The 15277-nt window shown below is 63.3% G+C and carries 13 protein-coding genes and 1 tRNA gene; 11 read left to right on the forward strand and 3 right to left on the reverse strand.

All coding sequences use genetic code 11. The features are described 5' to 3' along the window. Positions 1-22: 22 nt before the first annotated feature. Positions 23-928 carry a LysR substrate-binding domain-containing protein gene (locus AC1DX6_RS09700; protein ID WP_477312609.1) on the reverse strand — a complete coding sequence of 302 codons (906 nt, stop codon included), beginning with the start codon at positions 926-928 and terminating at the stop codon, positions 23-25. Between the two features lie 116 nt (positions 929-1044). On the opposite strand from AC1DX6_RS09700, the gene AC1DX6_RS09705 reads away from it, so the two are divergent. The 8 genes from AC1DX6_RS09705 to apnL all read left to right on the forward strand — a co-directional run bounded on the left by AC1DX6_RS09705 (position 1045) and on the right by apnL (position 11007). Beyond that, positions 1045-2163, forward strand: coding sequence for an NAD(P)/FAD-dependent oxidoreductase (locus AC1DX6_RS09705; protein WP_477312611.1), 1119 nt, complete (start codon positions 1045-1047; stop codon positions 2161-2163). A 539-nt stretch (positions 2164-2702) separates the two neighbouring features. Next, complete coding sequence (locus AC1DX6_RS09710) at positions 2703-3530, forward strand: phosphogluconate dehydrogenase C-terminal domain-containing protein (RefSeq protein WP_477312613.1); 828 nt, start codon at positions 2703-2705, stop codon at positions 3528-3530. A gap of 321 nt (positions 3531-3851) precedes the next feature. Then, on the forward strand, positions 3852-4793 hold the full coding sequence (locus tag AC1DX6_RS09715) for a substrate-binding domain-containing protein (protein WP_477312615.1): 942 nt from the start codon (positions 3852-3854) through the stop codon (positions 4791-4793). 96 nt (positions 4794-4889) lie between these two features. Continuing rightward, on the forward strand, positions 4890-5534 hold the full coding sequence (locus AC1DX6_RS09720) for a DUF2291 family protein (RefSeq protein WP_477312617.1): 645 nt from the start codon (positions 4890-4892) through the stop codon (positions 5532-5534). Further along, the gene (locus tag AC1DX6_RS09725) at positions 5531-7078 is read left to right on the forward strand and encodes a sugar ABC transporter ATP-binding protein (RefSeq protein WP_477312619.1); all 1548 of its coding nucleotides are present in this window, start codon (positions 5531-5533) and stop codon (positions 7076-7078) included. Before AC1DX6_RS09720 ends, AC1DX6_RS09725 begins: the two co-directional genes overlap by 4 nt. Beyond that, on the forward strand, positions 7071-8135 hold the full coding sequence (locus tag AC1DX6_RS09730) for an ABC transporter permease (RefSeq protein ID WP_477312621.1): 1065 nt from the start codon (positions 7071-7073) through the stop codon (positions 8133-8135). The genes AC1DX6_RS09725 and AC1DX6_RS09730 overlap by 8 nt, the downstream gene beginning before the upstream one ends. Before the next feature lie 2 nt (positions 8136-8137). Continuing rightward, positions 8138-9172 carry a Gfo/Idh/MocA family protein gene (locus AC1DX6_RS09735; protein WP_477312623.1) on the forward strand — a complete coding sequence of 345 codons (1035 nt, stop codon included), beginning with the start codon at positions 8138-8140 and terminating at the stop codon, positions 9170-9172. Next, positions 9169-11007, forward strand: a complete 1839-nt coding sequence (apnL, locus tag AC1DX6_RS09740; RefSeq protein ID WP_477312625.1) for a D-apionate lactonase — start codon at positions 9169-9171, stop codon at positions 11005-11007. The genes AC1DX6_RS09735 and apnL overlap by 4 nt, the downstream gene beginning before the upstream one ends. A gap of 1 nt (position 11008) precedes the next feature. On the opposite strand, the gene AC1DX6_RS09745 is transcribed toward apnL, so the two are convergent. Beyond that, positions 11009-11722: a transcriptional regulator NanR gene (locus AC1DX6_RS09745; protein WP_477312627.1), complete on the reverse strand. Its 714-nt coding sequence runs from the start codon at positions 11720-11722 to the stop codon at positions 11009-11011. Between the two features lie 188 nt (positions 11723-11910). Here AC1DX6_RS09745 and oiaX point away from each other — a divergent pair, with 188 nt between their 5' ends. From oiaX to AC1DX6_RS09760, 3 genes are all read left to right on the forward strand, one after another. Continuing rightward, on the forward strand, positions 11911-13161 hold the full coding sequence (gene oiaX / locus AC1DX6_RS09750) for a 3-oxo-isoapionate-4-phosphate decarboxylase OiaX (protein ID WP_477312629.1): 1251 nt from the start codon (positions 11911-11913) through the stop codon (positions 13159-13161). 4 nt (positions 13162-13165) lie between these two features. After that, positions 13166-14500: a four-carbon acid sugar kinase family protein gene (locus AC1DX6_RS09755; protein WP_477312631.1), complete on the forward strand. Its 1335-nt coding sequence runs from the start codon at positions 13166-13168 to the stop codon at positions 14498-14500. Positions 14501-14731: 231 nt separating this feature from the next. After that, positions 14732-14893: a hypothetical protein gene (locus tag AC1DX6_RS09760; RefSeq protein ID WP_477312633.1), complete on the forward strand. Its 162-nt coding sequence runs from the start codon at positions 14732-14734 to the stop codon at positions 14891-14893. Positions 14894-15190: 297 nt separating this feature from the next. On the opposite strand, the gene AC1DX6_RS09765 is transcribed toward AC1DX6_RS09760, so the two are convergent. After that, positions 15191-15266, reverse strand: a tRNA-Ile gene (locus AC1DX6_RS09765). Positions 15267-15277 lie beyond the last annotated feature (11 nt).

Genomic DNA, 15277 nt, shown 5'->3' on the forward strand with positions numbered 1-15277 from the left:
TGAGCAAGGATATAAGTCTTGCTTATGCGTTCGCGCGATGCTCATCCAGGACGGCGGAACAGGCAGCGCGGATTTCGTCGCGCATCATCTCATCGGCCCGCGAGAGAGGTCGGGTGCGCGAGGTCAGCAGCGCGATCGGAAATTCCGGCCCCGCGGCGAGCGGCCTGACGGCAAGCCCGGCAAACTGGTGCCACGGCAGCAGCGCATCGACGAGGCCTATACCGAGACCGGCCTGGACGAAGCCGACCGCGGAGATGGATACGTCGACCTCGAGCGACGGCGAAAGCGTGACGCCCTGTGCGCGGGCCGCATGGGCCAGTTCGTCGGCGGGACGGGTGTTGCCGCGATACGATATCAATTCTTCGCCGGCGAGATCGGCGAGCGTCAGCTCGGTTTTCCCGGCCAACACATGCCCGGCGGGTAGCAGGCATGAAAAGCCGACGCTGCCGACCACTTCCGCCTCTATATCGGGAGGCAGGCGGTCGTCCATGGCCACGCCGAGGCTGGCATCGCCGGCGCGCAGCATATCGATGATGGCGGCGATCGGCGCCATGTGGGAACGCAGCAGAATATTGGGATGCTGCGCCCGAAATCCGGTGAAGGCGCGCGGCAATATGGCTATGGCCGGCGGCGGCGAAGCCGCGACCCGCACCAGCCCGGTTCGGCCCAGACGCAGATCGGTGGTCTTGCGGCGCAGGCCTTCTAGCCCCGCCGACAACCTCTCGGCATCAGGGAAGATCTCGAGCGCCTCCGGGGTCGGCCGCAGCCGGCCCTTGACACGCTCGAACAGGGTGAAGCCGAGCTCGTCCTCGGTGTGGAGCAGGATCTGGCTCAAAGCGGGCTGGGAGATGTTCAGCATCCGCGCCGCGGCGGTCACGGTGCCCGCGCGCATGACGGCGATGAACACTTCGAGCTGCCGGGCCCGCATTGCCACCCCATAGGTAAAGCTTATGGCTTCTGTCCAAACCCATCTTTGACGCAATGCCGCAGCGCGGACAAGATGGATACATCCAAGGATCAGCTGCTCTACGCTAAGGAACGACTATGGATGTGATCGTGCTGGGCGGCGGCCTGATGGGGACGGCTTCGGCCTATTTCCTCGCCAGGCGCGGCGCACGCGTGACGCTTATCGAGCGCAACCGGATCGGTACCGGAGCGACTGTTGCCTCCTTCGGCAACATCCGCCGCACGGGACGCCACCTGGCCCAGCTGCCGCTGGCCCACCGCTCGCTCCAGCTATGGGGCGAGGCGGAAAAGATACTTGGCCGCGACGTCGAATTCCGCGCCACCGGTCACATCCGGCTGATCTTCGATGAAGGCAGTCTCGCCGACATGCGGGCCTATGCCAAGGCGGCGCGCCCCTGGGGCCTTGAGCTGGAGGAACTCGGCCCAAGCGAGATTCGTGCCCGCTTTCCCGGGCTCGGTCCCGAAGCGATCGCGGCGTCGTTCTCCCCACAAGATGGCAGCGGCAATCCGCGGCTGATCGCGCCTGCCTTTGCCGAGGCAGCTCGCAAGCTCGGCGCGGAAATCATCGAGGGCGCCGAGGTAGAGAAGATCACCCACACGGGCTCCGGTTTTCTTGTCGCCAGCTCGAAAGGTACATTCGCCGCCGGCTGCCTGCTCAACACCGCCGGAGCCTGGGGTGCGCGCATCGCCGCGCAGTTCGGCGAAGAGGTCCCGCTCGACGCCTATGGCCCGCAGATGGGCGTGACCGAGCCGCTGCCGCATCGGATTCTGCCGGTGGTCGGCATCTGGACGCGCGACAAGGACTATGGCGCCTATCTGCGCCAGGTCGAGCGCGGCAACATCGTCTTCGGCGGCGCGGCCGAAAGGGTGCCGGTGGATCTAGATCCCGGCCACGCGGCCGCCGACCCCCTGCGCCTGCCTACCCAGCTGCGCGCCGTCGCGCGACTGATGCCGGCGATCGCGCAGGCCACGGTCATCCGCACTTGGTCCGGTTGCGAGGGCTATGTCAGGGACATGCTGCCGGTCATGGGGCGCTCGGCGACGACGCCAGGCCTGTTCCACGCCTTCGGCTTCAGCGGACACGGCTTCCAGCTCGGTCCAGGCGTGGGCGACGCCATGGCCGAACTCATCATGACCGACCGTTGCGAAACGCCGCTCGACGATTTCAGGGTCGACCGCTTCGCCCGCGCCGCCTGAACAAGTTGATGGTGGTGGCAGTCTGAAGCGAACCGTCTCCGAGAGAATTTCCCTGATAAAGCCCAAAACATAGGGAATTACGTCAGTAAAAGAGGAAGTGGTTGAATTGCGTCCATGATTGATATGCAATTTCAATTGTTTAGGAGTCGAATACCCTATCGGATCTATCAGGGAATTTTTTGCAACCATGTGGGAAAATGTTTCCGCATGCAGGCGACGGGATATCAGAAGCGGCACCTTTGGCAGAATCCAAGAACGAGCAAGAACGCCGGCGGCCTGAACGAGCTATCGCAGACACCCATGCCAAGCCGTCGGTTCGCAACGCGGCACGACCTTCGCCCTATGTTCCGCGAAGGTAAATGTCCGAGAACGCTAACAGGCCGTTCCGTGGCGCCACTGCCGGCTGATACCGGCCAGCCGCAGATCTCGGCTGCTTCATCAGGGTCTGTTCAAATCGTCGATGTATGGTAGAGTGATTATACCAGTCAATAAGATGACGATCGGTTCAGCCATCGTTGGAAAATTAGGAGCAGGATGACATGACAACGATTGCGCTGTTCGGTGCCGGCGGCAAAATGGGCTACCGCCTGTCGACCAATTTTCGCGGCTCGCCGTATGCGATACGCCATGTCGAAGTCAGCGAGGCCGGCCGCGAGCGGCTGAAGTCGGGGCTGGGCTTCGATGCCGTCAGCGCCGATGAAGCGCTCGACGGCGCCGATGTGGTGATCCTGGCGGTTCCGGACACGCATATCGGCAAGGTGGCGGCCAGCATCGAGAGCAAGCTCGCATCGGGCACGATGGTCGTGGTGCTCGACGCCGCCGCACCGTTCGCCGGCCATTTGCCGAAGCGGCCGGACCTAACCTATTTCGTCACCCATCCCTGCCATCCACCAATCTTCAACGACGAGACCGATATGGCGGCCAAAAAAGACTATTTCGGCGGCGTCAAGGCCAAGCAGCATATGGTCAGCGCGCTGATGCAGGGGCCGGAAGAGGATTACGCCAAGGGCGAGGCGATCGCCAAGATCATCTGGGCGCCGGTGATGCGCTCGCACCGTGTCACTGTCGATCAGATGGCGTTGCTGGAGCCCGGCCTTTCGGAAACCGTATGCGCCTCGCTGCTCGTCGTCATGAAGGAAGCCGTCGACGAGGTCGTGGCTCGTGGCGTCGACAAGCAAGCCGCGCTCGACTTCCTGCTCGGTCATATGAACGTGCTTGGCGCCGTCATCTTCGGCGAAACCAAGGGCGTGTTCTCCGACGCCTGCAACAAGGCGATCGAGTTTGGCAAGCCGGTGCTGATGCGCAACGACTGGAAGCGGGTGTTCGAGCCGGAAGAGATCGCCGCGAGCATTCAGCGCATCACCTGAGGTCTATCCAAGCGCTTGCCGGAACGCCTGGAAGCATCGTCGCCGACGCTTAGCTTAGAACGCTCATCAGGTACATATCATCTGAATTTGTGATTGACTCATCATACCAGTTGGCTTAGCTGTTTATGGCTCGGATCGACAAGGTTTCGCAGGGAGTTCGAAGCCTGGACGAGTGGAGGATGGCCGGGGAGCAACGATCGTTTGGGGAAAGCCGGCAACCGGCCTTTGAGCCCGAAACGATCGGCGGCCCGCGCTGCGAACGAATTCAATGCAGGCAGTGGCCTTGGTCAATCAAGGCAGTTTTTCAAACGGGAGGACATCATGAAACTCACACGCAGAATGACACTCGCGGCTTTTGCCGGGATGCTGGCGCTTGGCACGGCGGCACCCGCCTATGCTGCCGATCTCATTGCCATCATCACGCCCTCGCACGACAATCCGTTCTTCAAGGCGGAAGCCGTCGGCGCAGAAGCCAAGGCCAAGGAACTCGGCTACGAAGCACTGGTGCTCGTCCATGACGACGACGCCAACAAGCAGTCCGAGCTGATTGACACGGCGATCGGCCGCGGCGCCAAGGCGATCATCCTCGACAATGCCGGCGCCGACGCCACCGTCGCAGCCGTGCAGAAGGCCAAGGACGCCGGCGTGCCCTCCTTCTTGATCGACCGCGAGATCAACGCCACCGGTGTCGCCGTGGCGCAGATCGTCTCCAACAATTACCAGGGCGCCCAGCTCGGCGCGCAGGAATTCGTCAAGCTGATGGGCGAGAAGGGCAATTTCGTCGAACTGGTCGGCAAGGAATCCGACACCAATGCCGGCATCCGCTCGAAGGGCTATCACGACGTCATCGACGATTATCCGGACCTGAAGATGGTCGCCCAGCAGTCGGCCAACTGGAGCCAGACCGAGGCCTACGCCAAGATGGAATCGATCCTGCAAGCCAACCCCGACATCAAGGGCGTCATCTCCGGCAACGACACGATGGCGATGGGCGCCTATGCGGCGCTGGTCGCTGCAAACCGCAAGGACGTCATCGTCGTCGGTTTCGACGGATCGAACGATGTGCGCGATTCGATCACCGCGGGCGGCATCAAGGCTACCGTGCTGCAGCCGGCCTTCGCGCAGGCGCAGATGGCGGTCGAGCAGGCCAGCGACTTCATCAAGAACAAGAAGTCGCCGGCTAAGGAAAAGCAGTTGATGGACTGCGTTCTGGTCAATGGCGACAATGCCCCGAAGCTGGAAACTTTTGCGCTGACCAACTGAGCCGGCGTGACATGAATAGCGAGGGGCGATCCCAAGGGGCGTCCCTCGCCGCCATTTTCCGTGGGTGCCGACCACCATGCTGAACAACAGGCCGCCATGCTGAACAACAAGCCGACCTGGCCGATCCTTGCCGTGACACTCGGCATCAGCCTGACCGCCTGCAAGATTCTGCCGACGCAGTCCGGGGACAGCGGCAACGCTGCCGCCTTCAATCCCGACAAGATGGTCGAGGAGATCTGGGCGGCGAAGGTGGTGCCGTATCTCCAGCGGAAAGCCGGGCTGTTTGCCGAGGTGCACGCGCTGGCGAAAACCGATCCCGCTTCCGCCGGCGCCAAATATGGCAATCCGAGCAAGCAGGCGAATTCCCCCTGGACCTTCGCGGTTCGCGTTGAGGGCAAGATCATCGCCGCCAACACAGCGTCGCGCGCGGCGACGATGGATATCGATGTCGACGGCGACGGCAAGGCGGATGCGCGGGTGCAGATCGGACCGGCGATGCGGGGAACCGCGCTGCGCGACAGCCTCGATTTCATCCAGTTCAATGATTTCACCAACCAGATCGATTTTGCCCAGTTCGGCAAGGCGTTCAACGCCTTTGCCGACAAGACCGTGCTTTCCAAACTGCCGCGCGACGGGCTGGAAGGCCGGACCGCCAAGGTTCTCGGCGCCTATACGCTCGAAAGCGGCCAGGACCTGCCGCTGGTGACCCCGGCGGAGGCAGAAATCGGGCCGAAGCCATGAGTGCCCACGATGTCATTCTGAAGCTGGAAGACGTCTCGAAAGTCTATTCCGGCACCGTTGCGGTCAAGCGGGCGAACTTCGAGGTGCGCAAGGGCGCGGTCAATGTGCTGGTCGGCGAAAACGGCGCTGGCAAATCGACGCTGATGAAGATCATCGCCGGCGTCGAACAGCCGACGCACGGCCGGATTCTCCTGGAAGGGGAAGAGGTTTCCTTCTTGTCATCGGGAGATGCAGTGAACCACGGCATCGGCATGGTGTTCCAGGAACTGAACCTGTTCGGCAATATGACCGTCGCCGAAAACATCTTTGCCACGCGCGAGATCACCAACCGTTTCCGCAAGATCGACCGCAAGCAGCAGGAGCGCCGCGCCGCGCAATTTCTCGAACGGCTCCAGGCCGGCATCCGGCCGGACATGCTGGTCGAGGATCTGCGCATCGGACAGCAGCAGTTGGTCGAGATCGCCAAGGCGGTTTCGCTCGATGCGCGCATCCTGATCATGGACGAGCCGACCTCGGCGCTGAGTGCGGCGGAAGTCGAGATCCTGTTCAAGGTGATTGCCGACCTCAAGGCGCGCGGCGTGGCCATCGTCTACATCTCGCACAGGCTCGAAGAGCTGATCCGCATCGGCGACTACATCACCGTGTTGCGCGACGGGCACATCACCGGCCAGGAGGAGATGAAAAACGTCGACGCGCGATGGATCGTGCGGCAGATGATCGGCTCCGACGCCAAGGATTTTGCCAAGGCCGACGGCCATGTTCCCGGCGAGGAAATATTCCGTGCCGAGGATATCTGCCTGCCACGCGCGACCGGTGGATTGGCCGTCGACCATGTCTCGCTGTCGCTGCGCGCCGGCGAGATTTTGGGCATTTATGGCCTGATGGGGGCCGGGCGCAGCGAGCTGTTCGACTGCATCATGGGCCGCCATGGCCAGGCCACCGGTGCGATCTTCATCGCCGGCAAAAAGGTCAAGGAGCGCGACACGACGCGGCGCATCCGGCGCGGGCTGGCGCTGATCCCCGAAGACCGCCAGCGCGAAGGGTTGGTGTCGATCCTTTCGGTCGCCAGCAATCTGACGCTGGCCAGCCTGTCGCGGTTCGTGCGCCTGTTTCATATTCGCGGCGGTCCCGAAAAGCAGGCGGTGACGCATATGGTGCGGGAATTGGCGATCAAGGTCGCTGACCCGGCACAGGAGGTCTCGTCGCTGTCGGGCGGCAACCAGCAGAAGGTGGTGATCGGCAAGGCGCTGCTCACCGGACCGAAGGTACTTCTGATGGACGAGCCGAGCCGCGGCATCGATGTCGGCGCCAAGGCCGACGTCTTCCGCACCATGCGCAAACTCTCACGCGACGGGCTGGGCATCCTGTTCGCCACCTCGGATCTCGATGAGGTGATGGCGCTGTCCGACCGCATCGCGGTGATGAGCAATGGAAAACTGACCGGCATGTTCGATCGCGCCGAGGCGACGGAGGCGGTCCTGGTCGCTGCCTCGGCACTTGGCCACGGACCGGCCCCGCACACGGAGAACCCCGCCCATGACTGACATCCCGGCCAAGGCGGCTGTGCCCTCGGTTTCGAGCGGCTCCATGTTGCTGACGTTGATGAAGCTCCGGACCTTCATCGCGCTGATCGCCGTGCTGATTTTCTTCTCGATCGCGGCGCCGAACTTCCTGTCGACCGCCAATCTGATCCTGATGTCGAAACATGTGGCGCTGAACGCGTTCCTGGCCATGGGCATGACCTTCGTCATCATCACCGGCGGCATCGACCTTTCGGTCGGCTCGATCGTCGGCCTATGCGGTATGGTCGCCGGCTTCCTGGTGCTGAACGGCATCGACCTGCAGATTGGCTACACGATCTATTTCAACGTGGTCGAAATCGCGCTGATCACTCTGGCGGTCGGCATCCTGATCGGCGCCGTCAACGGATTGCTGATCACCAGGCTCAATGTTGCGCCGTTCATCGCTACGCTCGGCGTGCTCTATGTCGCGCGCGGCCTGGCGCTGCTGTCGTCGGATGGCCGCACCTTCCCCAACCTGGTCGGCAAGCCCGAGCTCGGCACCACCGGCTTCGGCTTCCTCGGCGCCGGCCGGCTGCTCGGCCTGCCGGTGGCGATCTGGATCCTGATCGTCGTTGCGCTGGCGGCGGCCTATCTCGCCAAATACACGCCGCTCGGCCGCCACATCTTCGCCGTCGGCGGCAATGAACGGGCGTCGCGAATTTCCGGCGTGCGTGTCAACATGGTGAAAATGTTCGTCTACATGTTCTCCGGCTTCTGTGCGGCGATCGTCGGCCTGATCATCTCGTCCGAACTGATGGCCTCGCATCCGGCGACGGGTGAAAGTTTCGAATTGAATGCCATCGCTGCGGCGGTGCTCGGCGGCACCTCGATGTCGGGCGGGCGCGGCACGATCGGCGGCACCATCGTCGGCGCGTTCGTTATCGGCATTCTTTCCGATGGGTTGGTGATGATGGGGGTGAGTTCGTTCTGGCAGATGGTGATCAAGGGCCTTGTCATCATCGTCGCCGTCGTCGTCGACCAGGCGCAGCGCCGACTGCAGAGCCGGGTGACGCTGATGCAGATGGCAAGGGCAGGTTGAACATGGCGGAGTTGCGCGGAGCGCTGATCGGCTGCGGCTTCTTCGCCGTCAACCAGATGCATGCCTGGCGCGACATAGTGGGCGCCACGATCGTCGCCATCTGCGACCGCGACCCGGACCGGCTGCGGATCGTCGGCGACCAGTTCGGCATCGCAAAGCGCTACACCGACGCTGCCGAACTCTTTGCCGGCGAGAGCCTGGATTTCGTCGACATCGCCACCACCGCGCCCAGTCATCGTCCGCTGGTCGAGATGGCGGCCGCCCATCGCGTGCCGGCGATCTGCCAGAAACCGTTCGCGCCGACGCTTGCCGCCGCCAAGGCGATGGTGAAAGCCTGCGTGGAAGCTGGCGTACCGATGATGGTGCATGAGAATTTTCGCTGGCAGTCGCCGATCCAGGCGGTGCGCGCCGTGCTCGACAGCGGCGAAATCGGCACGCCGTTCTTCGGGCGCATCTCGTTCCGCTCGGCCTATGATGTGTTTTCCGGCCAGCCCTATCTCGCCAAGGGCAAGCGCTTCATCATCGAGGATCTCGGCATCCATAGTCTCGACATTGCCCGGTTCCTGCTCGGCGACGTGTCGACGATCACGACGCGAACGGCGCGCATCAATCCGAGCATATCAGGCGAAGATGTTGCGACGATGCTGATGGATCATAAGAGCGGCGCCACGTCAGTCGTCGACTGCAGCTATGCGACGAAGCTTGCGGTCGAGCCGTTTCCCGAAACGCTGATCGAGATCGACGGCAGCGACGGCACGATCCGGCTGGCGCAAGGATATCGGCTTACGGTCACGGGCAAGAACGGAACAAGGGCCACAGACGTATCGCCGCCGCTGCTATCCTGGGCGTCGCGGCCCTGGCACAACATCCAGGAAAGCGTCGTCGCCATCCAGAAGCACTGGGTCGAGTGTCTGGCGAAAGGAACAGAGCCCGCCACCTCAGGCGCCGACAATCTGAAGACATTCGCGCTGGTCGAGGCCGCCTATCTGGGCGCCGCGAGCCACGAACCGGTCCAGCTCGACGCCTTGCTGAAATGACAGCCGATGCCTTCCTTCTGAACGGCACGCATGCTGTCGAGGCCGAGCCGGTCAGGCTGAGTGCGGGCCTGCTCAGTGCCGACTTCGTCAACGGCAATCTGCGCACCATCCGCCATGGCGGCACCGAAGTGCTGCGCGCCATCGCCTATATTGTGCGCGACCGCGACTGGGGTACTTACGAGCCTGAACTGACCGAGCTTGTCGTCGACCGGAACGCCAACGCCTTCTCGGTCAGCTATTCGGCAAGCTGCACGGGGCCGGGTGGAAGCCGGCTCGGCTTCCGCGCCAGCATCAAGGGCTACGCCGACGGCCGTCTGATCTTCGATGTCAGCGCTCTGCCCGAAAGCGATTTCGAGACCAACCGCTGCGGCTTCTGCATCCTGCATCCGATCGCCGGCCTCGCCGGCAGTCCGGTGACGGTCGAGCACACCGACGGCAGCGTGGTGGATACGAAGCTGCCGTTGCTGATCGATCCCTGGCAGCCCTTCAAGGACATGCGCGCCATCACGCATGAGGTGCGGCCCGGCGTCAGCGCCGAGTGCCGGATGGAAGGCGATACTTTCGAGATGGAAGACCAGCGCAACTGGTCGGATGCGTCCTACAAGACCTATGTGCGGCCGCTGGCGCTGCCATGGCCCTATGTGCTGCCTGCCGGTCAACCCGTCCGGCAGACGATCAGCCTGCGCATCACCGGCGAGGGGAAAATGCCAGCTGCCGCAGCAAGCACCGAACCCGTCCGTGTCGAGCTCGGCGAGGCCGGGCAGAGGCTGCCGGATATCGGCGTGATCATCTACCCGGATGAGGTCGAAGCAGCACTCGTGAACCTGCCGGTGCTCTCTACGCTTGGCCCGCAACACCTGATCTTCCACTACGATCCGATGCGCGGTCATGGGCTCGACGCTTTGCGCTCCTTTGCCCGGCTCGCAGCAGCCTATCCAGCCGACACGACGCTGGAATGCGTCGTCGCCTGCGTGGGCGATCTCGACGCGGAACTTTCAGCCGTCGCCGATAGGGTGCGCCGGGCCGGACTAAAACTCTCGGCCATTGCCGTTTCGCCTTCAGTCGACCGGCAGTCGACGCCGCCGGGCAGCGCGTGGCCGGACTGTCCTCCGCTCGAAAAGGTCTATGCCGCGGCACGTCGCGCCCTTCCAGATATCCTCCTTGGCGGCGGCATGTTCAGCTACTTCACCGAACTCAACCGCAAGCGCGTGCCGGCGGGCTTGCTCGACTTCGTCACCCATTGCACCTGCCCGATCGTGCATGCCGCCGACGATCTCAGCGTCATGCAATCGCTGGAGGCGCTGCCTTTCATCACCCAATCGGCGCGGGCGATCTTCGGGGAAAAGCCGTACCGCATCGGGCCGTCGACGATTGCCATGCGCCAGAACCCCTATGGTGACGCGACCAAGGCCAATCCTGGGGGACAGCGCATCGCCATGGCCGACCGCGATCCTCGCCATGTCGGCCTGTTCGCTGCCGCATGGACGATCGGCTATGCCGCGCGCGTGGCGCCGGCCGGGTTGGAACTGCTCACGCTCTCCAGCTTCACCGGGCCATTCGGTGTGCTGGCGTCGTCCGGCGAACCCGTCGCGGAAGGATCACCTCGGCCTGTCTTTGAGGCCATAAGAGGGCTTTGCGACATGGCCGGCCTTGCGCATGTGGCGGCAAGGACGAGCGACGAGACCAAGGTGCTGGCGCTGGCCGGGCGCTCCGCTTCGGGCAAGACAATCGCCTGGCTGGCGAACCTGACAGCGGGTGACGTGCCGGTCGATATCTCAGCGCTTAGCCGAGGCCAGTTCGTGATGGCGCCCTACGCGATCGCCCGGTTCGACTGACCTATTTTTCGGAGTTCATCACATAGAGCGCGCGCGAGCGCTCGAGATGCTTGATCATCGCCTTCTCGGCGCCGTCGGCATCCTTCTTCTCGATGCGGCCGATGATCTCTTCATGCTCGGTCAGCGTGAACTGTTCCTTGCCGGTCCAGATCAGCATCTCGGTGTGATATTCCTTCAGCCAACCCAGCATCGCCTCGCTGACGGCGACATAGATCGGATTGCCTGAAATCGCCGCGATCTGGGTGTGAAACTTCATGTCGGCGGAGATGAAGGCCTCGGAATCGCCGCGAAAGCCGCGCTGTTCGGCCACGGTGGCCCGCAGCCGCTCGACGTCCTCGGCGGTGGCGTTTTCGGCGGCTTCCCTCACCATGCCGCGCTCGAAGAAGATGCGCGCGGTTTTCAGGTGCTCCAGCGTGTCCTTCGATGACGACAGGATGATCTTGGCGGCGCCGTCGACCTGTTTGATGATCGACTTGGCGGTCAGCTGCAGCACCTTGGCGCGCTCGCCGTGCGAGATGGCGACGAGGCCCATGTTGCTCAGCGCCTGCATCGCCTCGCGGATGGCGGGACGTCCGACCTCGAAACGCTCCATCAGCTCGCGCTCCGACGGCATGTCGTCGCCCGGCGTCAGTTCTCCGCTGGTGATCAGGCGCTTCAGCCGCAAAAACACTTCGTCGGAAAGCTTGCGCCGGACGATCGGCTCCGAACGGTTCATCGTCGCGAATCACTCCCTTGACCTTGTGTCTATCTAGCACTGCCACAGCTATTCCCGGAATGGCTGTCGCCCCGATCGGCCATAGCCTCAAGACAGGATATTGCTTGCAAAGCTTATGTACTCATTATACCAGATTTCGACGATCAAGGAACTCTTTTCGAACCTCCTTCGGCCTCAGACAACGAACCATGATCACGCTCACCTACCGTATCGAGACATCAGGCAGCATCGAGGCGCTGGCGGCCAAGATCGCCAGCGACCAGTCGACCGGAACCTTCGTTGCGCTGCCCGGTGAGACCGAGGAGCTGAAGGCCCGGGTGGCGGCGCGCGTGCTGGCGATACGGCATTTGCCGGAGGCTGACAGGCCGTCGCTTCCCGAAGCCGGCGACGGGCCGTTCAAGCGCGCCGATGTCGACATCGCCTTTCCGTTTGATGCCATCGGCACCGACCTGTCGGCGCTGATGACCATTGCCATCGGCGGCGCCTATTCGATCAAAGGCCTGTCCGGCATTCGCGTCGTCGAGATGAGGCTGCCGGAGCAATTCCGCTGGGCGCATTCAGGTCCGCAATTCGGCGTCGCCGGCAGCCGCCAGCTGACCGGTGTCACGGATCGGCCGATCATCGGCACCATCGTCAAGCCCGCGCTAGGGCTCAGGCCACATGAGACGGCGGCAATGGTGGGTGAGCTGATCGCCGCCGGCGTCGATTTCATCAAGGACGACGAGAAGCTGATGAGCCCGGCCTATTCGCCCTTGGCGGAACGGGTGAAAGCAATCATGCCGCTGATCCTCGACCACGAGCAGAAGACCGGCAAGAAGGTGATGTATGCTTTCGGTATCTCGCATGCCGACCCCGACGAGATGATGCGCAACCACGATCTTGTGGCCAAGGCCGGCGGCAATTGCGCGGTGGTCAACATCAATTCCATCGGCTTTGGCGGCATGGCTTTCCTCAGGAAACGCTCCAGCCTGGTGCTGCACGCGCACCGCAATGGCTGGGACATTCTCACCCGTCATCCCGGCCTCGGCATGGATTTCAAGGTCTGGCAGCAGTTTTGGCGGCTGCTCGGCGTCGACCAGTTCCAGATCAACGGCATCCAATCTAAATACTGGGAGCCGGATGCGTCCTTTGTCGAATCCTTCAAGGCGGTGACGACGCCGATCTTTTCGCCCGATGATTGCGCCTTGCCGGTCGCCGGTTCCGGTCAATGGGGCGGGCAGGCGCCAGAGACCTATGCACGCACCGGCCGCACAGTCGATCTTCTCTATCTCTGCGGCGGCGGCATCGTCAGCCATCCGGACGGGCCGGGCGCCGGCGTGCGCGCCGTGCAGCAGGCCTGGCAGGCTGCGGTCGACGGCATTCCGCTGGCGGACTTTTCGTTGAGCCATCCTGAGCTGGCGCGGTCGATCGAAAAATTCGGCGACGGCAAAGCGGCCTGAAGCGATGCGAGATCTGCTGCTCAGCTACTATGGCGACGATCTCACCGGCTCGACCGACGTCATGGAGGCGCTCGAACTCGGCGGCGTGCCGACCGTGCTGTTCATGCGTCAGCCGGACGAGGCCATGCTGGCGCAGTTCAACCATTGCCGCGCTATCGGATTGGCCGGTACCAGCCGCAGCGAGACGCCGCACTGGATGGACACGAACCTGCGCGATGCGTTCGCCTGGCTGAAGACGCTGAACGGGGCGATCTGCCACTACAAGGTCTGCTCGACCTTCGATTCCAGCCCGACGATCGGCAGCATCGGGCGCGCCATTGAGATCGGCCGCTCGGTCTTTGCGCAAGACAGCGTGCCGCTGCTGGTCGGCGCGCCGCAGCTCAAGCGCTACACCGCCTTTGGCCATCTGTTCGCGGCGTATCGCGACAAATATTTCCGCATCGACCGCCATCCGGTGATGAGCCGCCATCCCGCGACACCGATGGACGAGGCTGACCTTCTGATCCATCTGTCGCGGCAGACCGCGCTGCCCTCGGGATTGCTCGACCTGGCGACGCTGCGTTCGGCCAACCGGTCGGCGGCCTTCGATCGCCTCGCCGAAGACGGCGCCGCGATCGTGCTCATCGATGTCAACAGTCCGGAAAGCCAGGCGCTCGCCGGCAAGGAGATCTGGCGCACGCGCAAGCCAGGCGGTTCCTTCGTCGTCGGCTCGTCCGGCGTCGAGTACGCGCTGCTCGCCGAATGGTCGGAAAATGCCGCCGTTGGCGCCGAGTCCCGCTTTTCGCCGCCGGGCGCTGCCGGCCGCGTCGCGGTGGTCTCGGGAAGTTGCTCGCCGACCACGGAACGGCAAATCCGCCACGCGCTGACCGACGGCTTCGACGGCATCGAAGTCGATCCCATCGAACTGGTCTCGGAGCATTCCGGACAGGCGATCGCGCGCGCGGCGGCAAGCGGCCGCGCCAGCCTAGAAGCTGGGCGCAGTGTCATCCTCTACACGGCGCTCGGCCCCGCGGCGGATCGCGGCGCCGAGATCGACCACCAGGAAGGCGCCCGCCACAAGCTCGGCCGCGGCCTCGGCACGCTGCTGCGGCAACTGACCGAAGAACAGGACCTCAAGCGCGTCATCATCGCCGGCGGCGACACGTCGAGCCACGCACTGGGGCAGATGGGCGTCGATGCGCTGACCGTCAGGATGCCGCTGCCGGCGTCACCAGGCTCGCCGCTCTGCGTCACCCATTCGCGCGTCAAGGCGATCGACGGGCTGGAGGTTGCGTTGAAGGGCGGGCAGGTAGGAACCGACCGCTATTTCTCGTCCATCCGTGACGGCCAGGTGGCTTAGGCGGATCTGTTCCCGAACATATCGCCGAAATTTAGAATCCTACGCTTTGACCGCTCCCGGTCTCTTCCTCTCCACTCGCGATATACGCGGCGCCGGCACTCGTCGGCGCCTCCATCTCTCCATCCTAGGATCCGGAAACCGGCAGCCCGCGCAAAATCCCGCTAGATTGAGTTCGCTCTCTAGGCGACCGCCGCCACCGCCGCGATCCGCCATGCAGGAAAGGAGATCCTGATGACGACCGTTGACCTCGGCAACGAGCAGCCGCCGTTGATGACGCTTCCCGGCCTCAGCGCCACCGCCCGCAATGTGGCCGAAGCCTATCAGGTCGTCTGGCGCACACCGACGCCCGCAGCCTTGCTCAGGGCGCGAATGCTGGAAAAGAATATGCCTTAGGCAAGGTGCCAACTGTGGACGTTGATCAACCGAACGACGAACGCCTTCGAGCATTTTGAGCCTGCAGCCGAAATCAGAACCCGCCCAATTGCACGTCCTAGCCGCCGATCACCGCATGCATCGCTGGAAGGTCTTTCGAAGCCGGAGTTGTTGAGCTACGTGTGACGGGTGCCATCAACGAGACGGAGAAAATTGACGAACGGGCCCAAAACATTTCACCAAAAAGGCAGAGGCTTACCCGACAACGCTCAATTCAAACTCAAAGAATTAAGGGTAAAATACTGATTTGTAACAAGTTGGTGGGCCCGGAGGGACTCGAACCCCCAACCAAGCGGTTATGAGCCGCCGGCTCTAACCATTGAGCTACAGGCCCCACGTGGGCTG

The organism is Mesorhizobium sp. P2_C4, assembly GCF_056404575.1.